The 23752-nt window shown below is 53.8% G+C and carries 18 protein-coding genes and 1 tRNA gene; 6 read left to right on the top strand and 13 right to left on the bottom strand.

The window, feature by feature from the left end:
• Positions 1–20 precede the first annotated feature (20 nt).
• Entirely contained in the window at positions 21–1388 is a 1368-nt protein-coding gene (locus CKV68_RS09645) for a heparan-alpha-glucosaminide N-acetyltransferase domain-containing protein (RefSeq protein WP_014525454.1), read from the top strand.
• A 17-nt stretch (positions 1389–1405) separates the two neighbouring features.
• Positions 1406–2248 (top strand): hypothetical protein, encoded by an 843-nt coding sequence (locus CKV68_RS09640; RefSeq protein ID WP_231910435.1) that lies wholly within the window; start codon positions 1406–1408, stop codon positions 2246–2248.
• Positions 2249–2343: 95 nt separating this feature from the next.
• On the opposite strand, the gene CKV68_RS09635 is transcribed toward CKV68_RS09640, so the two are convergent.
• From CKV68_RS09635 to CKV68_RS09625, 3 genes are all read right to left on the bottom strand, one after another.
• Entirely contained in the window at positions 2344–2679 is a 336-nt protein-coding gene (locus tag CKV68_RS09635; protein ID WP_095076102.1) for a PH domain-containing protein, read from the bottom strand.
• Positions 2680–2927: 248 nt separating this feature from the next.
• Positions 2928–3001, bottom strand: a tRNA-Met gene (locus CKV68_RS09630).
• Positions 3002–3127: 126 nt separating this feature from the next.
• Positions 3128–6094 carry a UPF0182 family protein gene (locus CKV68_RS09625; protein WP_095076101.1) on the bottom strand — a complete coding sequence of 989 codons (2967 nt, stop codon included), beginning with the start codon at positions 6092–6094 and terminating at the stop codon, positions 3128–3130.
• A gap of 141 nt (positions 6095–6235) precedes the next feature.
• On the opposite strand from CKV68_RS09625, the gene CKV68_RS09620 reads away from it, so the two are divergent.
• Positions 6236–6739, top strand: coding sequence for a PPA1309 family protein (locus CKV68_RS09620; protein ID WP_013910986.1), 504 nt, complete (start codon positions 6236–6238; stop codon positions 6737–6739).
• Positions 6740–6807: 68 nt separating this feature from the next.
• Positions 6808–7458, top strand: coding sequence for a hypothetical protein (locus CKV68_RS09615; protein WP_095076275.1), 651 nt, complete (start codon positions 6808–6810; stop codon positions 7456–7458).
• Positions 7459–7462: 4 nt separating this feature from the next.
• Here CKV68_RS09615 and CKV68_RS09610 read toward each other — a convergent pair whose 3' ends face one another.
• Complete coding sequence (locus tag CKV68_RS09610; protein WP_023635304.1) at positions 7463–8518, bottom strand: YlbL family protein; 1056 nt, start codon at positions 8516–8518, stop codon at positions 7463–7465.
• Between the two features lie 81 nt (positions 8519–8599).
• On the opposite strand from CKV68_RS09610, the gene CKV68_RS09605 reads away from it, so the two are divergent.
• On the top strand, positions 8600–9988 hold the full coding sequence (locus tag CKV68_RS09605; RefSeq protein WP_013910983.1) for a zinc-dependent metalloprotease: 1389 nt from the start codon (positions 8600–8602) through the stop codon (positions 9986–9988).
• A 63-nt stretch (positions 9989–10051) separates the two neighbouring features.
• Here the strand turns inward: CKV68_RS09605 and CKV68_RS09600 are convergent, their stop codons facing one another.
• Complete coding sequence (locus tag CKV68_RS09600) at positions 10052–10567, bottom strand: M48 metallopeptidase family protein (RefSeq protein ID WP_013910982.1); 516 nt, start codon at positions 10565–10567, stop codon at positions 10052–10054.
• Here CKV68_RS09600 and CKV68_RS09595 point away from each other — a divergent pair.
• Entirely contained in the window at positions 10566–11465 is a 900-nt protein-coding gene (locus CKV68_RS09595) for a hypothetical protein (protein ID WP_095076100.1), read from the top strand. The two genes, CKV68_RS09600 and CKV68_RS09595, sit on opposite strands and share 2 nt — an antisense overlap.
• On the opposite strand, the gene CKV68_RS09590 is transcribed toward CKV68_RS09595, so the two are convergent.
• Genes CKV68_RS09590 through CKV68_RS09555 form a run of 8 tightly spaced genes read right to left on the bottom strand, consistent with a single transcriptional unit; the run spans position 11453 to position 23731 of the window.
• A complete protein-coding gene (locus tag CKV68_RS09590; RefSeq protein ID WP_095076099.1) occupies positions 11453–13504 on the bottom strand; it encodes an ATP-dependent DNA helicase UvrD2 in 2052 nt (683 codons plus the stop codon). The two genes, CKV68_RS09595 and CKV68_RS09590, sit on opposite strands and share 13 nt — an antisense overlap.
• On the bottom strand, positions 13497–14156 hold the full coding sequence (locus CKV68_RS09585; protein ID WP_038622711.1) for an NAD(+) diphosphatase: 660 nt from the start codon (positions 14154–14156) through the stop codon (positions 13497–13499). The genes CKV68_RS09590 and CKV68_RS09585 overlap by 8 nt, the downstream gene beginning before the upstream one ends.
• Before the next feature lie 55 nt (positions 14157–14211).
• Positions 14212–15291 (bottom strand): potassium channel family protein, encoded by a 1080-nt coding sequence (locus CKV68_RS09580; protein ID WP_013910978.1) that lies wholly within the window; start codon positions 15289–15291, stop codon positions 14212–14214.
• A 36-nt stretch (positions 15292–15327) separates the two neighbouring features.
• On the bottom strand, positions 15328–18552 hold the full coding sequence (locus CKV68_RS09575; RefSeq protein WP_095076098.1) for an ATP-dependent helicase: 3225 nt from the start codon (positions 18550–18552) through the stop codon (positions 15328–15330).
• Positions 18549–21713, bottom strand: coding sequence for an ATP-dependent helicase (locus tag CKV68_RS09570; RefSeq protein WP_095076097.1), 3165 nt, complete (start codon positions 21711–21713; stop codon positions 18549–18551). Before CKV68_RS09570 ends, CKV68_RS09575 begins: the two co-directional genes overlap by 4 nt.
• Before the next feature lie 3 nt (positions 21714–21716).
• Complete coding sequence (locus CKV68_RS09565; RefSeq protein ID WP_014525441.1) at positions 21717–22556, bottom strand: TIGR02569 family protein; 840 nt, start codon at positions 22554–22556, stop codon at positions 21717–21719.
• A 54-nt stretch (positions 22557–22610) separates the two neighbouring features.
• Positions 22611–23501 (bottom strand): DUF3152 domain-containing protein, encoded by an 891-nt coding sequence (locus CKV68_RS09560; protein WP_095076096.1) that lies wholly within the window; start codon positions 23499–23501, stop codon positions 22611–22613.
• A gap of 2 nt (positions 23502–23503) precedes the next feature.
• Positions 23504–23731, bottom strand: coding sequence for a DUF3107 domain-containing protein (locus CKV68_RS09555; protein ID WP_013910973.1), 228 nt, complete (start codon positions 23729–23731; stop codon positions 23504–23506).
• Between the last annotated feature and the right edge of the window lie 21 nt (positions 23732–23752).

Raw genomic sequence — 23752 nt, 5'->3', positions numbered from 1 at the left:
CCACATCCAAGGAATCGACAATGACATCACAGATATCTACGCAGCCTCAAACACCGGATGCTGCAACCAGGCCACAACCAGGCCCAGCACGTGTCCGTCCTATCTGGGATGGCGAAGCCGAGGTACTACCCCAGCCGTATAGCCCGCCACCAGAGCCTGAAGTTCGTCCGTCACGATGGAACAAAGAACTTGCTTTTGGCCCGTCGGCTGACCCGCGACGAATCATTGGTATCGACGCAGCCCGTGGATTCGCTCTCGTAGGAATGATCGCCGTGCATGTACTGCCGGCATATAACAAATACACTGACCAACCCACTTTGATCTGGCAGTTGTTTGGTGGGCATTCTTCTGCATTGTTTGCGCTGCTCGCGGGAGTGACTATTGCGCTTCTTACCGGCGGAAACATGCCTCATGTCGGTAGCTCGCTTCACCGTGACCGAATATCGCTGGCAGTCCGCGCACTGATCGTCTTTGTGCTCGGCCTAGCTCTCGACGAGATCAATCTGCCGGTATCCAACATCTTGCCTTACTACGGTCTGCTGTTTCTGCTTGCTGTCGCTCTTGTCTCCCTACGGATTCGTACTCTGCTTATCCTCGCAGCGGTATTCATTACGACTGGTCCCCTAGCGATTTTCGCGGTCAACTCTTGGGGCGGATACACCACTACGCTTAATCCCAGCTTCTCTTCATTGATTAGCCTGCCTGTTGACACCATCATCACGCTGTTTGTCGGTGGAACCTACCCGGTAGTCACGTGGATGGCGTACATCTGTGTAGGTATAGCTCTGGGCCGTATGAATCTACAGTGGTTAATTACCCAAACCAGGCTCATCGCTCTTGGCTCGGTTGCCGCCATCACGGGATTCCTTAGCTCGACTTTCCTAATTGACTACGCAGGTGGGTTCGCCCAGCTGTACTACCACACCGATAACTACGATGTAGAAGACATTCTCCAGGTCATTGACTTCGGCCCGGAGGTTCATATCCCCACAAATACATGGTGGTGGCTGGCTATTAATGGCCCCCACGTCAACACACCGTTCTCTTTGCTCACTTCTCTGGGCGCAGCAACCTTGGCTCTCGGTTCTTTTCTAGTGATCACCCGGATGCTTAAGAACCTCTTCATTCCACTGATCTCTGCTGGAGCAATGACGCTGACTCTGTACATCTCTCACATACTCCTGATGGCAGCGTTCAAAGAATCTACCGAGGCACTACCCACGCTCTGGTTCATTCTTCACGTTCTAGGCGCTTTACTCTTTGGCACCGCATGGCACCTTGCTATAGGTCGTGGCCCTCTAGAAGAAATCGTGTCAAAAATCTCCAAGCGGGTGGGCAAGACTCTCATCCCGACTCACCCCAAAACTGTCAGTGCTGCAGAAAACTAATTGAGAAAGAGAACACCATGTCAAAGTCGCACTGGGCTAAAACGCATTACTCATTGGGAGCCTCGGCCCTTAAGCTCTCTGCTGTCGTCACGCTTACCACTCTGATCGCAGCATGCGGAGCAGACGAACGGGCAGGATTCCACCCACATCCGTCTAACAAAGACAAGCCAACGTTGGAGAAAAAAGTCACCGCTAATAAACATAACGATGTGGTGAACAAGAAGGATCTCCCAGAACCTGCTAAGGCAAACGCAGAACAGCCTTCTGAAGAGCTCTCTGAGCAAGCAGTATTGCTCTATCCCAACGGTAAAGAAGTCAAAATGACTCCTTTTGGCACAAAACTGAAATTCGGTGAACCCGCACATGTAGTTACTGAGGACACTGAAGGCCGTTATCTCGTCTGGGCTGTCACTGCCCACGACGGCGTTCGCCTACCATCAGAGCGGGTCAGCCTCCTCAACGCCAGTGAGACCGACGAGGTGTCACATTTCATGTGCTACGCCTACGACGTTGAATTCCTAGGAGCAATCCCCAAAGGTTCTGACGATCCTCTCGCGCTCTCCGGGCTTGCCGACGCCGAGCACACGGCCGTCACCGCCCCTACCCTGATGCCAGCAACTGGCTCGGGTGACAATGCCCTTCATCTCAACGGTGGCGCAGACAACGCTTGTGGCATCCCAGCTTCCAACCGCATACCGACATCGGAGTCACAGCTGAAGGTCAACCATGTGTACGCACGCGGAAGCATCGGAGTATTCCCTAAAAATCAAGACTCGGAGAACAATAAGCAAGCGCAGTCTGTCCGCTTTGACTGGGACCAATCCGGTGAGAAGTCTCGTGAATCGCTCTATTGGAATTGATAGTCTCGCTGCATACGCACCAACAGCGGAATTGTAGAAAATCCCCACACTAGTGTGGGGATTTCTTTATCTCTATGAACCAACGGGCTCCAAAACTAATTGGAGGCGAGCAAACACGTCGCTATGAGATGGTCAAGGCGCCGCACGTCGATTTTCTTATCAAGCTTAATTGTGAGATTTCCGGCTCTTGTCCATAACTCAACCTCAGCGTTGAAGTCGAAGTGCCCTGCGTTCTCAGTGGACCACATCATGATTGATGAGTACGGGATCGAATAGATTTCCACTTTCTTGCCGGTGATGCCCTGAGCATCGCGAACGATCAGACGTTTGGACGTGAAAATCGCCGAGTCTCGCAGAGTTTTGTACGCCGCATAGGCCTGTTCCCCTTGTACAAGAACTCCGACAACGTCCTCGGGAATTGGGATTTCCATGTTCTCATTTGGTTGGTGCTTAAAGACTCAGGCACTCTATGGCCGACATCTATGCTGATGCGAGACTCACCTTGAAGGCGGTACGGATTCCTCGTGCACTATCACCGGCGTTAACCGTGAGAAATGTAGCTATGAGATGAGGATAGCGACTCAGTGCGGGATAATTCTTTTGCGGATTCACTTAGTTCAGACATTGGGCAAAAGAAAAACCTCCTGTTCTTTATCTCTAAAGAACAGGAGGATCCTAGTAGCGGGGGCAGGATTTGAACCTACGACCTCTGGGTTATGAGCCCAGCGAGCTACCGAGCTGCTCCACCCCGCGACGATTGCTTCAGAACAAGCTGTTCTGTGCAACGAGGAGTAACTCTACATAGAACTAATCAAACAGGCAAATCCCCAGTACAACGGCCATATAACCGAGCACTGGGGATCTGATTAGCTTTCCGGACTAGCCACCTGTGGTGCGGCGGTAATCTTGGACAGCTTTATCCAACTGGTCGAGAGCACGACCGTACTCCTCATTGGACTTGCCCTTAGCAGCCTCCAAGCCCTTAAGCGCATCGTTGATCTTCTGGATCGCATCTCCTGTTGCGCCGGTGCCAGAGGCAGGCGCTGATGGCTTAGGCGATTCCTTCTGATTCGATTGGTCCTTGTTGGCGTCGTCTGTCTTTGGTGTCTTGTCTAGGTTCCGAGCCTCGCCAAGATCCTGAGCAGCCTTGGGGTCAATTCCTACCTGCGATAGCGCCTCAGAAATGGTTGGGGCATAGCCAACCTTTCCTTGGTAGGAAACAAGCACGCGGAGAAGCTTGGGGAACGCCGAGGCTTGGTCTTTACGCTGGGAGTACAAAGGCTCCACGTAGAGAATCTCACCGTCACCGACCGGAAGCGTCAAAAGGTTGCCGTTGAAGAGATCATTTGTGTCTCGCCACAGTGTGCGGTCAGAAGCAATCTGATCTGAAGACATCATGGTGTCCTGAGCCTGCTTGGGGCCCTGAGTCAGGGTGTCCGTGGGCAGAACGCGCACGGTGATCTTGCCGTAGTTGTCAGGATCTGAGCTCACGGACATGTGTGCAGCTAGATACTCACGCTGAAGACCACGGAACGGGGTGATCAGCTGGAAGCTCGGCTTCTTGGTGTGAGGGTCTGCAGCGACCACGTAGTACGGAGGCTGCGCTATGTTCTGCTGACCTTCGGACGCAGATGGATCGCTTGGCACTGACCAGAAGCGGTCGTTGGTAAAGAAGTCGCGAGCATCATCGACGTGATAGCGAGCCAGCATCTTACGCTGCACCTTGAAGATGTCTTCTGGGTAGCGCAAGTGGTTCATCAGGGCCTCGGAGATCTCCGACTTTGGTTTCACGGAGTCTGGGAATACGCCCTTCCACGCCTTGAGCACAGGATCTTGCTCATCGAACTCGTAGAGATCCACACTGCCGTCGTAAGCATCTACTACGGCTTTCACAGAGTTCCTAATGTATCCCACGTTGTCGGTGACAAGGCGTTGCGCGCTGTTACCGACCTGTGCGGTGGTATCGGTAGTCGCCTCAGACATAGAGGTTCGTTCCGAATACGGCAGGGAGGAAAGCGTGGTGTATCCGTCCACGATCCACTTGATGCGTCCGTCGATGACTGCAGGATATGTAGTGGAATCCGTGGTCAACCATGGAGCCACGTTATGTACACGCTCGCGGGGGTCGCGGTTGAAGAGGAGCTTCGAGTTCTTATTAACGCGATCCGACAGAACAAGGTTGAGTTCCTGGTAGCGGACAGCAAATGCTAAACGGTTAAAGAGATTACCGATGTTAACTCCACCTTCACCCTTATACGTGTAGGTAGAAGAGTCGGTGTCATATTCCACAGGATTGCCCTGGTCAGAGCCCACCACTGCGTAATCTGCGCCGTCGCGAGCAGACGCGATCACGGGGCCGTAGTACGTGCGAGGCTCTTTGACCACAATGCCGAGTTCTTTTGCTTCAGCGTCCGTCGACTGCAAATCCGACACTGTGTACACGGGGTAACCACCACGTGCGGATCCAACGTCGCGAGCAACCTCGTCCACCTGGTTAGCCTGAGCTGCAACAATGCCATTTCCGTGGGTGTACACCGTGTGCCGGTTGATCCAGTCCTTCTGGTTTTCTTGAAGAGCATTCGGATCAAGTTCCCTGGCTGCGACAACAAAGTCGCGTAGTTCCCCGTCGATAACGTAGCGGTCCATCGCAAGTGACTTAGGGAAGCCGTAGAAGTTTCGCAACTGCTGCTGCTGGGTAAAGGTCGGGGAAATAATCTCTGGATCCAGCAGGCGGATGTTGCTCACTGTCGCAGAATCCGAGGCTACTTTCTCCGAGTTAGGTCCTTGAGCGCCCCAGTTATTCAAGTAACTTACCTGGTCATCAGTGATGCCATAGGCAAATCGAGTCGCCTGAATGTTGCGGGAGATAAATTCTGATTCTTTCTCCGCACGGTTCGGGGAAACGGAAAAACGCTCCACCATGAGCGGCCAGATACTGCCGATAGAAACCGCACTGACCACCATGAGGACGGTGGCCGCAGCCGGGATTCGGAGGTCTTTAAGCACAACAACCAAAAAGAAGCAGAGTGCTACCACTGCAGCAATAACCAGCAGCACAATCTTGGCTGGAAGAACAGCGTTGATGTCTGTGTAGCTACCACCGGTAAAGGTCTCGTGGCGGTTATTGAGCAAGTCATAGCGGTCAAACCAATAGGAAGCCACCTTCAGAAGCATCCACAACCCTGCAGTTACGGAAAGCTGAACTCGCGCATAGGAAGAAATACTTCCCCGGACCCCTGCAGCTTGGTTTCCTACTCGGATACTCCCTAGAAGGTAATGCCCAATCAAAGAAAGGAGGAACGCTACTGCGACAAGGATCGATAGCGTGCCCAGTCCCAGACGCAGCGCCGGGAGCATGAAGGCGTAGAAACCGTAGTCCATTCCGAACTGAGGGTCCGACACACCAAAGCTTTGGCGGTTAAGGAATAGCTGAACAGTTTGCCAGTTCTGCTGACCTAGGAAGCCTGCGACAAAAGCGATAACTATGGGAATAATGGTCAAGAAGCGTTTAACGCTGCGTTCAACCACCGCGCGATACTGCGGAATTGGTCCCTCTAGGTCAAAAACATCGAGTTCGTCGGGGCGCCCGCGATATGTGAGCCATCCGGAAATCCATGTGATGATTCCCGCCACCAGCGCAAACACCACAAACAACGCAATTCGAGTCAGTATGACCTTGTTAAACACCCCCCTAAAATTAACTTCACCGAACCACAGCCAATTGGTGTAGAGACCAATTGCTGTGGGGACCAGCGCACCCAAAATCACCAGAAGGACCACAATCCGGGTGAACAGCTTAGGTGGACGACCGATCGAGGGGGACGGAGGCGTAAGGCCGTTCGCCAACTCGAACTCCTTTATTTCATTCTGTGTAGGGGCACATTCGCGGAAATCAACAGGGATCCCATGCAAAAGTTTTCTACGATGGACAAGGTAATGTCCTAGTCTACGGCAGTTTCTTCACAGGTGAATGTAAAGGATTTTTTAATGAGCACTCCTGACTACCCCATCCAAGCGTTAAATAAGGCAATGCTTGAGGCAGTCGACTTCATTCACGCCGAAGGATGGGACGCCTCCCCTACACTATTTGCCCTGGTCCCAGCGGAATTAGTGGGTTCAGCCATTCCGGAAGACGACGACTCTCCCCTCGCGCTTGTGGTCCAAGATAATCTCCCGGAGCATATACAACCAGGTTCAGAAGAACTTGGGGATTACATCTCCCGCATATCTTGGCCGAGCCAAGTGATAGGCGCTGTTTTGGCCCAAGAGATCATGTTTAGGGATTCCTCTGACCCCACAGCAGGTCCTCGCCCGGCGCGCCTTTTCTCCGGTGTTCTCCAGGGCGATCATGAGTTGACTCTTTTGCAGATGCGTCCCTCGGAAGAAGAGTTGGAAGCCCGCGGTCCTTTTGCCGCCGATGAAATCGAGCTTAGAGGCGGACCAGGGGTCGCACCTGGCGTTATCGCCGCTTTGCGCATGACATTGGATTAGAATCGAGTTGTTTCTGCCCGACTTATGCCTCAGGAGCTGATTCTGTGTTTCCCTCCACTCTTCTCCGCATGCCGCTGAGTATTCGTGCTTTTCGACGCCCAGCATGTGCCCTCGCGCTGTGCGGTCTTCTAGGGGTGACAGCGTGTGGCAGCAATCAGGAGACTTCGACCCCTGAGGCATCAGAAACCTCCTCCCAGTCTGTGGCAGAAACTACGAAGACTGCTCTGCCTAGTGAGCAAGAGACCAGCGGGGTGGCGTCGACAAGCTCGGAAAAGGCCAAGAAGAACCCCAATCTGGAGAAGGCCCGCAAGCAATTTGGTGCCCTCGCACCTGAGGAATTTTTTGATCAGTTTGACTCTTGCGATGCAAACGGAGTTCAAAATTCGATGGCTTGTTCTGGGGAAAAAATTGGCCAATTCCAATTTTTTAAGTCCGATTCTAAAGCCGCATCTACAACACAGCTGCTCACGGAGCTTAGGAGCTCACGGGTGGTAGAAGATACTGGACGTCGCGTTGTTGGGTGGTCCACGCTGGGGAGCACCGCAGTTATCACGGTGGTAGACAACGATGAAGGTCTGGTTATGCAGCAAATGGTCTCTACCGATGAAAAAGATCCAGCGGAACAGATCTATGCGCTGGGCTTAGCGCAGCGTCCGCAGGCAGAAAGCTCCGCTATGGAGACTCCTGCGACTACAGAATCTGCGAAAGCTAAGCCCTAGCCATTTACTTTTTACACGTCGTGTACTCGCCGCCGGTGTTATAAGCGTCCATTTGTTTGATGGCATCGTCCAGAGAATCAACGCTCAAGACGGTCATGCCGTCATGATTTCGGCTTACGGCCTCTGAGCAGTTCTTGGCAGGGGCAAGAAATAGTTCTGCACCAGCGTCTTTAGCGGCTTGAACTTTATGCGCGATTCCACCAATAGGGCCCACGGTGCCGTCATCATCGATGGTGCCAGTACCGGCCACAAACTTTCCGCCGTTGAGGTCGCCCCCGCTGAGTTTATCCACCACAGCTAGGGAAAACATGAGTCCAGCCGAGGGGCCGCCGATGTCTTTAAGGTGATAATCGACCGTGATTCCGCCAGCGGGTTTAGCAGCCATGCTCACCCCTAAGAACGGAATTGCGGGATCGTTGGGATTCTTGCCCAGTTTCACTGTAGCTTCGTGTTTTTGTCCGTCACGTCGATACGTAATGGTGACGCTATCGTCGACCTTTTTCTTCCGAACCGTCTCGCGGACTTGCTTGGGGCCGCCAACAGCTGTTCCGTCGATGTCCATTATCACGTCGCCTTCTTGGAGAATCCCATGTGCAGCAGATTCTTCGACGATACTCGCGACCTCTGTCTCCACAGGACGACCCAGATGATTCATCGCAGCGATGGTCGCGGAGGCTTCCGATGAGGAGAAGGCAATCTGGTTTTCTTGGTTAACCTGATCCGGAGTTTTGTTCTTGGGATAGATGCGCTCCAAAGGGATAAGCGTGTCATCCGTAAACAGCCATCGGCTAAGCGCCTGAGCCAGGGTCATCCCGCTGCGGATAGATACCGTTGTCATGTTGAGGTTGCCGCGAGTCTTATCAACGTCTGCGCCACCAATCTCCACAACATCTTGCCCGTCGATCTGCCCGAGCGTGTTAAACGTAGGACCTGGGCCTTCCGCCGCATATGGCACGGTCAAATCAATATCAGTCCCGGGAACATGGTCAATGGTGACAAGGGTTCCCAAGACGACGATGGGAAGGGCTCCCAGTGTAAGAGTGCTTAGACGACGTTTCACGAGTCCTTAGGGTACATGTTCGCTCACAGCGTTGCCTCCAACATGGCACAAATAGCACAAGAATCGGTACGGTTATGAAGCATGAATACCAATGGATTCGGTTTTTCTTTCAACTTCGGCGGCAATGGCGATGATGATAACAACGGCCGCAACAACAACCCCTTTGGCGCCGGTGGTTTGGGAGACATGCTGAACCAATTCGGGCAAATGCTCTCTGGAATGGGTTCCACGATGAATTCCCCCGAGGGACAGGGCGCAGTGAACTATGCGCTCGCCGAGCGGATTGCACAGCAACAGATCGGTTCTTCTACTGCTGCGTCATCCAATGACACCGCCGCTGTAGAAGAAGCCGTCCGCCTCGTGGAAATATGGCTTGATGACGCCACCATTTTGCCAGCATCCGGCAATACCGTGGCAGCATGGGATGCTTCTTTGTGGCTAGAGAAGACTCTTCCCATGTGGAAACGACTTGTCACCCCGGTAGCCGAGAACATGGCTCAGGCTCAGGTGGACTCGCTGCCTGAAGAGGCGCGAGAGATGGTGGGCCCCATGATGCAGATCATGAATCAAATGTCCGGCATGAATTTTGGTATGCAGCTAGGTCATGCCCTAGGTGATCTTGCTACTCAGACTATTGCTGGCACAGATTTCGGACTCCCTATCGCCCCGACAGGTGTCACTGCCGTACTGCCCGCTAACCTGCGCAAAGAAACTGCTGGCCTAAAAATTGAGGACCGTGAGGTCATGGTCTATCTCAGCGCACGTGAGGCAGCTCGTCAGCGGCTGTTCAAACATGTGCCGTGGCTGCGGGAGCGTCTCGTCTCCTCTGTTGAGGAGTACGCAGCGGGCCTCGTCATCGACACGTCTCATATCGAAGAAGCCATGCGTGACTTAAACCTGGAGTCTGGCGACCCCACTGCGATTCAAAACGCTATGGAACAGCTCCAGGGTCTGGACATGAGCCCTCGCATTACCTCACGTAACTCCCACGCAGCGTCTCGGCTAGAGACTCTCCTCGCCCTGATCGAGGGCTGGGTAGAAATAGTGGTGACTGAGGCCATGGGAGACCGCATCCCGTCGACAGCCGCCCTGAACGAGGCATGGCGTCGCCGGCGCGCTACTGGCGGTTCTGCGGAGCAGGCATTTGCCAAAGTCGTGGGAATTGAGTTCGCTGCCCCCAAGGTCGCCGAAGCCCAAGAGCTGTGGCGCCGAGTGGGAGTGGCCGTGGGTACTGAGCGCCGCGACCACGTATGGGATCACCCAGACTTCTTGCCCACCGCCGAGGATCTCGAATCTTCCGCTGAGTTCATCGACGCGCTTCTCGACGACTCTTCTGGCACCGACTTTGATCCCATCGCAGAGATCGCCAAGTTGGAGGAAATGCTCGCTTCTGAGGGCGAAAATCCCGAGAGCAAGGAAAACCCCAAGCCGGAAGACGATTCCGACGATCAAGAGCCCAAGAAGCCATAGCAATCGATAAAACCCCGAGCTAGCCTCCTAGACTGCACGCTAGCTCGGGGTTTTCTCGCGCCTTTAACCGCTCACCCGCTGCATAGCCTCCAGGAACCCCTTAGCCCGCTCCGCATAAGGGGCGCGGTCTGCCCATGCCCAAAACTCTTTGCTGTGACCGTCATGGATGAACGTGTGCACGAGCTCATGGATAATCACAGAATCCACAACGTAATCGGGGACTTCTCGTAACCGATGAGAAATTCGTATTTCCCCCGTGCTTTGTGAGCACGACCCCCAGCGCCGTCGTTGATTGGTGACCCATTTGATGGAGCTTAGGTTGGCTTTCCCATCCAGGTAGCGTCGGTTGAGATACTGCGCGCGTTGAAAAAGCTCATCATTCGATTCTGCGGTGGATTGGGTTTTTCGTTTCACTTTTGCGGACATCTCAGCGATCACTCGCTGTTCATCGCTTTTGCTCATTGACTCCGGGATTCGGATCTGCACGCGCCCGTCGATAAGCCGAGCAGAAACGGTGCGTACCCGACGCTTCGAGCGGATCACTTCCACAGGAAGCTCGGGGGTGTTTTTACGGGGCATGACAAAAATGGCTCTCTGTGCTGAAATTACCGTCATGAACACGGGGGGAAACGTAGTTCTCAGTCCTAGTCACCAAGTATTAGTGCGGACTGAGGGGATTCAGTTTGGACTCGACTCAGCGCGTGCAGGAATTTTTCCAGCACCACGCGAGCTTATCGATGCACTAGTTCCGATACTTCGCAGCTTACGCGAGCCGCGGGCAAAAGGTCAGATAATTTCTGAACTTACGTCAGCGGGGCTTCATCCTGTCGCCGCGCGAGGGCTCATGGAAGACCTTCTCACCCACGGCGTCATCAGAACGCAGGGAAAACCCCATACGAGTGCGGTTATCGGCGACGATCCCCTGGCAGACGCCATATCGGATCTCCTAGAAAAAAGTGGGATGAACATACTGCGGTCAACCAATTTTCCCAGCACTGAAGAATTTATGGATCATATTCAGCGCCGAACCCTCGTGATTGTGTGCAATCCGCGTGGAATAGAGTCTGGCATCGAAGACCGAGTTAACACACATGGCTTTCTCCTCCCAGTGCGGCTTATCGACGCCCACGGGATCATCGGTCCTGTCCGATTAGAAAGAAGCGGCCCGTGTCTCGCCTGCAGCGATCTCCACCGCGCAGATTCCGATCCCGAGTGGCCTGTGCTTCGCACCCAATCAATACTTTCTGGTCGACCTTTTTCTGCGGCTCCGCATCTCATCGCAGCCACCGCTGCGCACACCAGTTTTGTAGTTCACAACCTTCTTTCACACCAAGACCACGCTTACTCCGCTAACGCGGAATCTTTTATCCCCGGCGACAGCCTCCAAGTTTCTGCCTATTCCACAGAAAAACTTCCTCGTCTTTCTGCTCACCCAGCGTGTCCGTTCTGCTGGGGCTATGAGAATCAGCGGAATTGAGCCAAAGTTTCCAGCAAGCTACTGCCGTACTTCTCTACTTTCATCTGACCGATACCGGAAATCTGTAGTAGGTCATCTGTGGTCGTTGGGCTGGCCTCGGCAATAGCGTGCAGGGTTGCGTCTGTGAAGACTATGTAAGCAGGGACACCGCCTTCTTTAGCCATGTCCAGACGCCACGCTTTCAGGGTCTCAAACACCTCCTCATCAACACCCGACGGGCAATCGACACATCTTCTCATCACAATTTCTGAGGGGGAGCCCAGGGGCGCGCCGCACACACGGCAGCGCTTTGAACGTTTACTGCGTGGGGGGACGGCGATATCGATAGGTTCTTCCACAATGCCGTCAAAGAATCGGCTTCTCTTCCGAGTCGCGCGTCCTCCCTCCTGCCGAGCTTTTGCCCACGAGCACACAAGGTACTCCCTGGCGCGAGTAACACCGACATAGAAAAGCCTGCGCTCCTCTTCAATGTGCGAGTCTCCCCCCTTAATAGCGTGGGTGATTGGGAGGGTGCCGTCGACAAGCCCTACAAGAAACACCGCATCCCACTCCAGGCCTTTAGCTGCATGTAAAGAAGCTAATGTCACTCCTTGCATCGTCGGAGGGTGTTTGGCGCTTGCCCGCTGATTGAGTTGTTCTAGAAGCCCCTGGATATCCAGATCCGGTGTAGCTCGAGTCAACTCTACTGTGAGCTCAGCGAGGGCCTCTAGAGACTGCCATCGTTCACGCGCCTGCGTGCCTTCCGGTTCTTCCGGGGTTAATCCCAGAGGCGCTAACGCCGAGCGCACCAAGATCTCCAGGGCGGAACCACGAATTGACTCTGTTCCTGCACGCTGTGCGACGCGCACCAGCTGAGACATGGCTTGACGAATCTCCGCGCGCTGGAAGAACTCACCGCCACCGCGCACCTGGTAGACGATCCCGGCATCCGCGAGGGCCTGTTCAAAAGCCGCCGACTGCGCGTTAATTCGATAAAGCACCGCGATTTCCGACGCTGCTACTCCCTTGTTCAGGAGTTCTTTAATTCTGCTCGCTACGGCGCGTGCCTCAGCAGGTTCATCGTCGAAAGTGCAAAATTCTGGTTCTGGGCCAGGCGGGCGCATTCCTTCCAACGTCAATCGAGTGCCCGCCACCCGGCCCCGTGCTTTCCCGATCACCGTATTGGCAAGGTCTGTTACTTGAGGAGTCGACCTATAATCTCGCTGTAACTTGACCACCGTTGCGTGAGGATACTTACGCGAAAATCCCAAAAGATAATTAGGAGTCGCTCCCGTAAAAGAGTAAATGGTCTGATTAGCGTCTCCCACCACGGTGATGTCATCGCGCTCCCCCAGCCATGCGTCAAGCACTCGTTGCTGCAACGGCGTAACGTCCTGGTATTCGTCAACGACAAACGTGCGGTACTGCTCCCGAAATTCCTCTGCAATCGCAGTCGAATTTTCAATGGCTCCCGCCGTGTGTAATAACAGGTCATCGAAGTCTAGAAGCATGCCCTCACTTGTTGTTTTAGCCTGCTCATATCTGCGGTATACCTCGGCGATTTTATCTGCGGCTGCGGGAATCTTACGGTCCTTCACGTGCGCCACATAACGGTCAGGCGTTATCAACGTAGCCTTTGCCCACTCGATCTCGCCTAGAAGATCTCTCACGTTTTCCGTCGTCGTTTCTATGCCCACCGAGCGCGCAGCCTTGCCCACAAGCGGAAACTTGTTATCCAACAATTTCCACGGCAGATTCCCGGCCACTTGCGGCCAAAAATACGACAACTGGCGCATCGCAGCTGAGTGGAACGTCTGCGCCTGTACGCCTCCTACGCCCATGACGCCCAGCCGGTGCCGCATTTCCCCCGCAGCACGACGTGTAAACGTCACCGCCAGTACGCGATTAGGACTAGCCATGCCACGATCAATAAGGTTGGCAATCCGATAGGTAATCGTTCGAGTCTTACCCGTTCCGGCACCCGCAAGGATGGCTACCGGCCCGCGAGGAGCACTAGCGGCAGCCCTTTGGTCGCTATCCAGATCATTGAGATCAATCATCGTTTTTGTTTACCCAATCCCACATCATGTCATGCGCAATACTGCCCGGAGCTGGAAGCTGGATGGTGCCTCGAACAATATCTTTACGTGTTACCCAGCGAATCTCTGTGAGCTCACCATCGGGTTGTACCACAGCATCCATGTCTGTTGTCCGTGCAGTCATCCCCACCATGATGGCCCCACTATAAGGCCACGATTGACTCTTTACATAGGAAACATGAGAGATACGTCTTCCAGTTTCTTCCCACACTTCTCGGGTCAGTGCTTGTTCAAACGTCTCCCCCATTCCCAAGTATCCGGCAATCAAGGAAAAGTACCCGCGGCGGTGAGTATTTTCTCCCAAAAGTACGTACTCGTCAGATTCAGAGGTAATCAGTCCAATCACAGCAGGATCAATGCGAGGAAACACGTCCTTTCCGTCGGGTGTCCGACCGACGGTAGGAGTGTTGTATTCTAGTCGTTCCCCGGATGCTGGGTCATAGACCATTACTTCACGATTACGTAGGACTGCGATAGCCGTTGTTACCCATGGGATGTGAGACCGTGTTGCTGTGCCTGTTATCGAGTCCACTACATCAGGAGCAACTCGTTGCACTAGTAGCTGATCCGTCACGTTAAAGGCAGAGATATCCGGCCTAGGAGAAGACAGCACTGGGTTGCCCTTATGGACGGGAACACGTCCAACGGGATCAACCAGTAGGCACTTCTTAATCTGAAACATCCTCACTAAAGACTCGTCGGATATACAGCAGCCGATCGCCAGGTTCCACGGTCTCTGCCTCTGGAGAATCGATCCGATACAGCTCGCCAGAGCGAACAACGCCAAGGACGATATCTGCCAAGTGCCGAGGATTAGCGCCCACCTCATCTTCTCCCACAGGGCGTTCCGCAACGGAAAAACCCTCATCGGGGGATAACAGATCTTCCATCATCTCCACCACCGAAGGCGTCACCGTGGCTAAACCAAGCATGCGGCCTGCGGTCTCAGAAGAAATCACCACTGAGTCTGCGCCAGATTGCTCCAAGAGGTGCTGGTTCTCGGATTCCCGAACACTAGCAACAACCCACGCACTCGGCGCCAGCTCTCGCACAGAAAGCGTTACGAGCACCGCGGTATCGTCGATATTGGGTGCTACGACGACAGCCTTTGCCTTGGGAACGCCGGCAAGTTTGAGCACCTCTGATTTAGTGGCAGAACCATTAACTGTCACAAGCCCCGCAGTATTCGCAGTCTCCAGCGCTACCGGATCGGTATCCACGACAACGATCTCTTTAGGAGACACACCGTCCGCCAGCAGTGCCGAAACTGCCGAACGTCCTTTAGTTCCATATCCAATGACCACGGTGTGGTTTCGCATGCGTTTCCTCCAGCGCTGGATTTTCCATGCTCGGCGCGATTCCTCTGTGAGCACCGACAACGTCGTGCCGACCAAGAGGATAACGAATGTCAACCGAAGCGGGGTGATAATGATGATGTTGAGAAGACGCGCCCCCTGCGTTACCGGTGTGATGTCGCCATAACCGGTGGTGGACAAAGAAACCGCCGAATAATAAAGCGCATCGATGAAGGTCAGATGCTCGCTGTAGCCGCCTTTGTCAAAGTAAACAATCAAGGCCACAAGGAGAATCAGCACCAACGCATAGCCAAAACGCCGAGCAATCAACCGCACTGGGCTGATCAACGGGTTTCCGGGGATACGAATAACGTTGAGCAGGGTATGCTCTGGCAACTCGGTGAGTTCCTCATCCCCGAGGTATCGACCCGCATCGCGGTTGGTCAACGGCATTATGCTCCTAGGTTCTTCTCAAAGTGCTCATCAAGATTACATGTTCAACGTAAGCATGTGAGCTAACGACGCCTCATCCGGAAGCTCGCTGGGCTGATAACTAAAATTACGCCCCACATAATGGAATAACGCTTGTACCTCTGACGGGTCAACACCCCGCAATCGAGCCCATGCTAATCGGTACACTGCCAGCTGCAGCGATACAGAACGAAGCTCCGCGGCTTCTGCCGGCGGCTGTCCTGTCTTCCAGTCAACAACAATCCATTGTCCATCTGCGTTCTTAAACACAGCGTCCATACGTCCTCGGACTATATGCTCGCCGATAGACACTTCAAACGGATGCTCCACATATTCAGGAGTTCGGTCCGCCCACTCGCTGTCCAAAAATCGGGCTTTCAAAGTCTCCAATTCTGTTCCATCCAGGGCATCATCGATACCAGGAAGCTCCTCAGCGTCCAACAAAGCCGTGGCACCAAAACGGTCTTCAAGCCATTGGTGGAAAGCAGTTCCGCGTTTGGCATAGCTATTGGGTTTGAAAGGAACTGGCCGGCGACGTCGTCTAGCAAAAGCTTGGGGGTCCTGCGAAAGGTTCACGATGTCCGAGGCCGTAAGCTCAAGGCCTAATTCCACAGGCACAACCGGAGTGCTCAGCTGCTGATGTTCCTCGATAAGCGCGGTGACCTCTTGTTCCCATCGCTCAAAAAGATCTCCATCTTTTATCAGCGCAGGAAGCTCCACCATGGCTTTCTTGACCGCATCTACTCCCTCGGGCCGCAACTCTTGGGGGAAAACTCCAGTTTCTGGAAGAGGAGGTTCGAGGGCATCATCGGTATCGCCGTCAAACCACTCCACCACGGAGTCTGGCACTTTAGTGCGCAACATTTCAAGATGTGTGTAAGGCCCCGGAGGGGAAGCCTTGGTGATATCCGTTGATGCTGTAACCAGTACGCGTTCCTCTGCACGGGTCAATGCCACATAGAACAACCGCGCATTCTCTTCTTCCTCCACAGCCCGAAATTCTGCAATGTGGGCGTCTCCCTGCTTTTTCAGATCAGCTGGGGATTCTGGGGAATCGATATACCAAACAGGAGCTCCCACCAAAGAGTCGTCTTCTCGTGCGTCTCCGCGAAGCGCCGATGGCACGGCGGACTCGTTGCTCAGCCATGTCGACGTTCTTGTCTTATAGGTGCTGGAATCTGCATGCGCAACGCTCACGATCTGCCACTCCAAGCCTTTAGCTTTATGGACAGTAAGAATCTGAACACGGTCAGAACGAACCTGCACCTCGCCGGGTTCTAGGCCGTCCTCATGGCTTCTACTGAGCTCAAGATAATCCAAAAACTGGCTCAGTGTGGCATGGGGAACCCGAGCAAAATCCGAGACGACCTCTGCAAAACGATCAAGATGTGCAGTCCCCGGGGCTCCGTCGGCATGAGGGTCTTCTCGTTGTAGCACTTCGGTACGAATCCCGAATACTCGCTCGATATCTGCAAAAAGATCCGGCAATGAGTGCCCCAAGCTATGGGTACGCAGATACCTCAATTCGGATGCCAGCAAGCGCAGCCTCCGCAGCCCCTCATCGCTATAGCGAGTTGAACTGTCCTCTTCTCTCGGCGCATCAAGGTCAGCGACGGCCTCTGCCAGTCCCACAACTGCTTCCGGCGCCTTAGGCAAAGTTTCCGCGATTATTTGTTCCAGACGCTCAAGTGGATCAGTCTTTTTCTCTTCTCTATCGTCTTTTCCTCGTCCCGCGAGGTTAGCCGCACGATTAGCCAGCGCCAGAATATCTGCTGCCCCCAGCCCCACGTGTGGACCAGCTAAGATCCGCAGTGCAGATTGTGTGTCTTGAGGTCGAATCAACATCGCCGCAACTGCGATCATGTCGGCTACCTCGGGGACGTCGATAAGCCCAGCTAAACCAACAATTTCCACGGGAACTCCCCGCGCTTGCAACTCTAAAGCGATGGGGGCAGAATGCCGTTTCTTTCGGACCAACACAGCGGCGGTAAAATTCTCTCCCCGATTTTTATAAGCCTCCGCCAACTCGTCAGCTATAAATTCTCGTTCTTTTTCCGCGCTAGGGAAAAATCCCAGGGTCACCTCCCCATGCGGAGCACCTTCACGGGAAGAGAGCGGCTGTACTGTTCGACGAGGATTATCCGGAGCACCAAGGACTTCCCTGGATACCTCATTAGCCAGCTGAAGAACTTCAGGAGGATTACGGAAGCTCACCGTCAGCTCACGTTTTTGGGCGAGCTCATCGCCCAACGCAAAATCCTCTCTAAAGCGCTCAAGATTGGCAGAAGTAGCTCCACGCCACCCGTAGATCGACTGCATCGGGTCTCCCACTGCGGTGACTGCAGCGCCACTGAAGAGACTGCGCAACAATACCCGCTGCGCGTGTCCGGTGTCCTGGTACTCGTCCAGCATCACCACAGAATATCGATCTCTCTGGGAAGCTCCTACCTGCGGATTTTCCTCAGCAAGCCTAGCGGCAAGCGACATCTGTTCCCCGAAGGTCATGAGATTATTCTGAGCCAGGTGTTGCTTGAGCATCGCAACCATGGGCAACATCTGCTTGCGAATTATCTGCCGCTGCTTCCACCCAGTAAGAGTCTGATTCAGCCCGCGTTTCGACGTCGCCTCCACGTCATCCAGCACCGATAAAAATGCATCCGTCTCTTCCACAATGTCCTGCGGCGAAACGATATGGTTGTCCATGTCAGACACCAAAGACAAGAGTTTTTCCGTCGCACTCACCGGTTGAGTCTGCGCGTCTAGGGCCCCCGAATAGTTGATAACAATGTCGTAGGCGATCTGAAAAAGCTCAGTCTCTGTGATCAACCGTGATGAGGGCTCCACGGGTAAAAGCAAACCATATTCGCTGATCAAACTGCCAGCGTAGGAGTCGTATGTAGAGACCGTTGGGGCGATAGCCTCTAACTTATGAGACAGCTCCCCGCTTGGATCAATGTCTTTCAACGCATCCATACCTGCAAGTTGTTCAAGCCTGCCTCGGATACGTTGAGAGAGCTGTTGGGCAGCTTTCCTGGTGAACGTCAGCCCTAAGATGCGATCGGGATCCACCATGTTATTGGCCACCAGCCATACCACGCGAGCAGCCATGGTTTCCGTCTTACCAGCACCCGCACCAGCTACTACCAGCATAGGTCCGAGTTCAGCGCCTATGACAGCCGATTGCTGAGGCGTAGGAGGGAATTTCTGCTTGAGTAACCGCGATAACTCAATCGGATCTATCATGCCGGGGTCATCCTTCCTTCGGGCTGCGCTGGACATATGTTTTTTATCGAGCACTGTGAACATCCATCGTTAACAATTGCTACAAGGCTGGGGCCAGTCAGACTCTGAACCAACGGCGGCAACAAGTCTGCAAATTCCTGTAGTTCCTCTGCAGTCTTTGTCGCTTGCTCGCGAGTGCTGATTGTCTTTGTTTTCGAGCCTGGGTACACCAGTACCGCTTGATCGACTTTCAGCGATTCATCACCGTTTCCGCTGATCACATCGCCGTTGTCGCTAAGCTTTCCTTTACTCAACGCAAGCTGGTATGCCGTCAATTGCTTGTGATTTGAGACATCCTTTGCGCTGAGTACGTTGGATCCCGTCTTGTAGTCGATGATCCGATAATCCCCGTCACTCGTACGCTCTAGTCTGTCTATGCGACCTCTCATGGTGATGCCTTCTGCAATCCGCGTATTTACTAAGGTTTCTACTCCCACCAGCTCATACTTCGCCGCAGATTCCGTTATCCATTTTTCTAGCCGCTCAATTATGTGCATCCATGCGGTCTCTTCAGATTCTTGCCGCCACGCAGGGGCATTAAGCAACTGAAGGAATGCTTCAGTGGTGAGCTTCTTCGCTGTCTCCGAGTCCACTCCCCGAGCAAGCGCTTCCGCGTATGCATGCGCCAAAGAACCTTTGAGCATCTGAAATGGCGTCTCTTCTTCCTCGACAACAGCATCAAGTCGAGCACGCAAAGGGCACGCCAAACCCTTCTCTATCAAGGAAGGCGAAATAGACCGCTGGTCTAATGGCCGCTCCGTAGAAGGACCGCCTTCACCCCACCATTCTTCAGGATGGGCTCCCGGAACCCCTGCTGTTGCCAGTCGCGCTAGTTGGCGAGCAGCCTGGTCTCGACGCCGCTGCGGCGAATCACTGTTGCGGACTTCTCGACGCAACTCCGCCACCATGGCGGGGACGCTCAAGAGCCGAATATAATCTTCCAAACCGGTGTCCTCGGGTGCCAAAGGCACGGAAAGATCAGTGGACGACGCTTCATTCTCCTGCACGTGTTGCTGGAAGCAGGAAGGATCGAGCTCGTTCATAAAACGCGATGGCTCGGCTACGTCGTTAGCTTCAGGAGCTTCTACAGCGGTGATATAAAGACGCTGCGTGGCTCGGCTCTTAGCCACGTGGAAGAGACGGCGTTCCTCGTCCAGGCGCTCTTTAGAACGCATAACGATGGTATTAGGGTCAATCCCTGAATCAACAAGGTCCGTCAGCTCTTCCTGCCCAAAGAGCGTCCCAGTTTCACCAAGAGAAGGCCAACTCCCTTCCTGTACTCCCGCAATTATCACCGTATGCCACTGCTGCCCGAGCGCCGCATGAGCGGTAAGAAGCTGTACCGCCTGTGTACGGATTTGCCGGCGGTCGCGTACGCCTGTGGGTAATTCTTGTTCCGCTATGTGGCGCATAAAAGACACGATGCCTGCCGTGGGCCGTCGTTCCACCCAGTCGCCCGCAGCATCAAAAAGCGCCATTGCAGCATCAAGATCACGATCCGCCTGCGAGCCTGCGGCACCGCCTCTTAGACTTACTGCTTGAAGATGATTGGCCAAACCGGTCTCATGCCAGATCGCCCACAGGACTTCTTCGACGCTACCGGGTTGAGCACCCCGCGACAGCACGTTTCTGATTCTTTCCAGAATCTGTAGTTCTCTTTCAGCAAGAACCTCCTCCGCTTCTCCCGCTAGGACAGCCTGTTCTTCTGAAGGGCGGGGGTTAATGAGGATTTTTAATAGTTCTATGGCACGCCGGGTGCCGCCGCGTCTCATCTCAACTTTACGCAGTCCGCGATACAGCCGGCGCAGCGTCACAGAATCTGCGCCACCGATGGGACCTAAGAGAAGATCTTCCATGTCACGGTTGTTGAGCTCCCCGTATATCGCTCTCACGGCAAGAATCATCGAGGAGACGATGCGCTGTTCGCTCAAAATGATGTCTGTTGGGTCAACCTGCACGGGAACCCCTGCGGCCAGAAGTGCCCGCCGAACAGGAGCGATCAGTCCCGTAGAACGCACGATCACTGCAATCTCATCCCACGGGACCTCGTCAATCAGGTGAGCCCTGCGAATTGTGTCTGCAATGTACTCAAAGTGTTGCCCTTGGTTTTCAACAATCCGCGCTGTAGTTTCAGGTAGCCGTCGAGTAGCTTCCAATACCAGCTGATGATCCACAGGATACGTAGTGAGAAACTCTGGGGTTGCGCCACGAAAATGAAACACCGACTGTTCTGGGTCTCCACCGATGATGCCAAATTCTGCGTAGCGCAGCAGCTCGCTAATAAGTTGTGCGGATTTAGGGTCAAGATGCTGGGCATCATCAACAATGATTGTCTTCCACCCCTGATCCGGAATCTGATACTCAAGCACAGTACTTACGAGCTCGGAAGCACTCAGGCTCTTCGCTCCGCCCAGGGCCATCGTTTGCTCATATTCCCGCAAGAAAGCTCCGGCAGCGCTCCACATCGGCCGACGATATGTATGTCCAAGCTTTTCCAGGTCTTCTGGGCTCAACCCTCGTTCGACTGCACGCAAAAGAAAATCTCGGAGACCACGCGCAAACCCCACAAGCCCTAACGCATCACGAGTCTCCTGTGGCCAGATATGAACTGCGTCTGGGTCCTCGTTGTGCCCTTGTAACAGCTCCCTAATCACCGCATCTTGTTCGGCACCTGTAATAAGCCTCAGTTCTTCTCCACTTAAGCTTCGTAGTAATGCAAAAGCAAGAGAGTGCACAGAGCGCACCATCGTGGTGGCAGCCGTATAGGACTCTCCTGAAAGACGCGCAGCAATCCCGGCACGCAAACGAGTAGCGCTTTCCTTTGAAGCTGCAATAACAAGAATGCTTGAAGGATCTGCTCCGCGGCGTAGACGTTCTGCGACAGTATCCATGATCAGCGTAGACACGCCCGAACCGGCAGGCCCAATAAGACGCCATAGACCGGTTTGATCCTTAAAGAGATCATTGTCCCAGTCGTGTGTCTCTACATGATGAGGGGCAGAAACGATGCGTACCTGTGGCGCAGGCGGTTGCCTAAAAGCTGCTCGTTGAGAATTCGGATAGCCCGAGGTAGCCGCTGCTTCCGGTGCCAAAGGTGTTTCCGAGGTCGCTGAGAAGTTCATGCCTCATAGTGTGACAGATACCTTTGACATCACGGCCTTGGCTACCCACTCTAAGTTCGTTCCTGTATTCGATGTGGCATCTGGATGAAGCGCGTGTACTGCTGTGCGATACGCCAAAGCACGTAAGAGTAGCTGGTCAAGATGGGGAACATGGGAAAAGCGTCCAATGATGCCCTCGTCTACTGCGCCAACGCAGAGGGCGTCGATAATGCTTAGTGCGGCCGTATAGCCATAAGGGCGAGCTACCCCCATCACATCTGTCACGGTGGGTGCCTGCACGCCGGCGTAGAGCGTCGTAGCGAACATATCGGCATGAACAACCTGGTTCGGAGCGTCTATGTCACGCAGCAAAAGTTCGACTTTGGGCATGATATTGATGGCTGTTAGATGGCGAGGGATTGAATCTTGTAAATCAATCGCCGATGTCGGGGACTCATGCCACGCTATATGGTCTGCAATGGAAAAAATGTCAGTGTCATCCACCTCTCTAAAAGAAGCGGGTACATCCACGGTGCTCAGCGCAAGGTCTAGGCGTAGTGCAGCTGCCACGGTTTCATCGACACGCCGAGTCAGTATTCCCGGTGCAAAACTCGACGCACGCCATCCTGCGTTGATAAACCTACCGTCGGTGGATTTGATCGGACGAACGATGCGTACGCCCTCTGGCTGTAATTTTTCTCTAATCCGAGAAGACCAAGCCGCACGTACGGGATGCGCGACCTGCGAAAAAACTACTGACCCGACTTTCCAACCGTAATCCCACGCTGCGCCCATGGCGCGAGCAGGTTCATCCGGCGCATGAAAAACATTGCGGACGTGAGGGGGAAGAGCCGTGAAATCCATGATTTGTAGCCTAATAGAATGCCGGGCCAACGAGGGCGTTAATCGTGATAACTCTTAACCAAAAGGATAAGGCCAAGGGTTTGCGGCACACACTGCACCGTCGTCTTTGTACACTTCCGTGGCGTCTATCTTAGATAGTTCTGTGTTAGACAGGCTTAATGTCTGCTGCATCATGATGGGCGCCAACTCACCATTGCCTCCACATGGTTCATGAGCCGCGTATCCAATCCCGTGACCAACCTCATGATTGATGAGGTATTGACGATATGCGCCTAAGTCTCCTTGGAAAGGAGTTGCTCCCCGAATCCACCGGGACTCATTAATCACTACGCGGTTGCCGTCAGAATAAAAACAGCTGGTCTCCATAGCGATATCATGTCCACACAACCCATGCGTCGTATCCACCGACGATAGCTGGATTCTGAGATCCGGTTGAGCATCCGGGCTATCTGCTACGTGCTCAAACGCGAATTTTTCATCGTGCGCCCAACTCTTGGGATTGGTCAGCGTAGCGTCAACCATAGCGGCGAAGGCATCGTCACCACCAAAGGTCTCAGCTTTAATGCCGTTTTCAATCTCAACCACGTAAGTGAACTTTTTTTCTTTCCCTTGTCCGGCTTTCGCACCTGGGGTTCCTACCACTCGATAAGTCCCCTCGCCTTTTTGTGTGAACTCGGCCCCTGCAGGCAGCTCAACTGCTGCAATCTTAGGCTGTTCTTGGTCTGCTGGATTGGGGCCTTTGAGAGGAGGCTGCCCTGTTTCCGAGGTTTGAATGGTGGACTCGGTAACCGGGTGCGCGACTGATTTTTCGTCGCTGGGGTGGGTGACAAAAACGTCGACAAGTACCCACACGGTGATTACGGCGAGTACAGGAATGGCATATGCTCTCCATCCATAATCGCGAGCGAATCGGACAAAAAAGCTTTCCTCGTGTGGGTTCTTCAACGCTAGGCTCCAGAGAAGCCTACGGTACGAGCGTTCGAGGTCCCGACCTCCACGTAGGAGATTCGAGAATTACGCACCAGGTACTGATTTCCCTTCTCATCTGTCAGCGTCAACAGGCCAGTGTCATTAGCTAATGCCTCAGATACTCGCGCCACGACCTCATCTTGGGTCTCGCGGCTAGATATAACAAGCTCGCGCGGGGAATCAGAGAACCCGATTTTAATGTCCATCTTCGCTCCTAAAGTTTATTG

Origin of the sequence: Corynebacterium ulcerans (assembly GCF_900187135.1) — a bacterium.
In the GTDB taxonomy this organism is placed as follows: domain Bacteria; phylum Actinomycetota; class Actinomycetes; order Mycobacteriales; family Mycobacteriaceae; genus Corynebacterium; species Corynebacterium ulcerans.
Note: the sequence above shows the minus strand (reverse complement) of the source record. Positions and strands in the feature narration are given on the sequence as shown.

Bases quoted from the DNA above. Each gene is read 5' to 3' on its own strand.
- CKV68_RS09620 (WP_013910986.1), top strand. From the start codon at position 6,236: ATGAGCACTCCTGACTACCCCATCCAAGCGTTAAATAAGGCAATGCTT.
- CKV68_RS09565 (WP_014525441.1), bottom strand. From the start codon at position 22,556: ATGGATTTCACGGCTCTTCCCCCTCACGTCCGCAATGTTTTTCATGCG.
- CKV68_RS09595 (WP_095076100.1), top strand. From the start codon at position 10,566: ATGACAAAAATGGCTCTCTGTGCTGAAATTACCGTCATGAACACGGGG.
- CKV68_RS09575 (WP_095076098.1), bottom strand. From the start codon at position 18,552: ATGATAGATCCGATTGAGTTATCGCGGTTACTCAAGCAGAAATTCCCT.
- CKV68_RS09600 (WP_013910982.1), bottom strand. From the start codon at position 10,567: ATGCCCCGTAAAAACACCCCCGAGCTTCCTGTGGAAGTGATCCGCTCG.
- CKV68_RS09615 (WP_095076275.1), top strand. From the start codon at position 6,808: ATGCCGCTGAGTATTCGTGCTTTTCGACGCCCAGCATGTGCCCTCGCG.
- CKV68_RS09570 (WP_095076097.1), bottom strand. From the start codon at position 21,713: ATGAACTTCTCAGCGACCTCGGAAACACCTTTGGCACCGGAAGCAGCG.
- CKV68_RS09590 (WP_095076099.1), bottom strand. From the start codon at position 13,504: ATGATTGATCTCAATGATCTGGATAGCGACCAAAGGGCTGCCGCTAGT.
- CKV68_RS09635 (WP_095076102.1), bottom strand. From the start codon at position 2,679: ATGGAAATCCCAATTCCCGAGGACGTTGTCGGAGTTCTTGTACAAGGG.
- CKV68_RS09645 (WP_014525454.1), top strand. From the start codon at position 21: ATGACATCACAGATATCTACGCAGCCTCAAACACCGGATGCTGCAACC.
- CKV68_RS09640 (WP_231910435.1), top strand. From the start codon at position 1,406: ATGTCAAAGTCGCACTGGGCTAAAACGCATTACTCATTGGGAGCCTCG.
- CKV68_RS09580 (WP_013910978.1), bottom strand. From the start codon at position 15,291: ATGCCGTTGACCAACCGCGATGCGGGTCGATACCTCGGGGATGAGGAA.
- CKV68_RS09555 (WP_013910973.1), bottom strand. From the start codon at position 23,731: ATGGACATTAAAATCGGGTTCTCTGATTCCCCGCGCGAGCTTGTTATA.
- CKV68_RS09605 (WP_013910983.1), top strand. From the start codon at position 8,600: ATGAATACCAATGGATTCGGTTTTTCTTTCAACTTCGGCGGCAATGGC.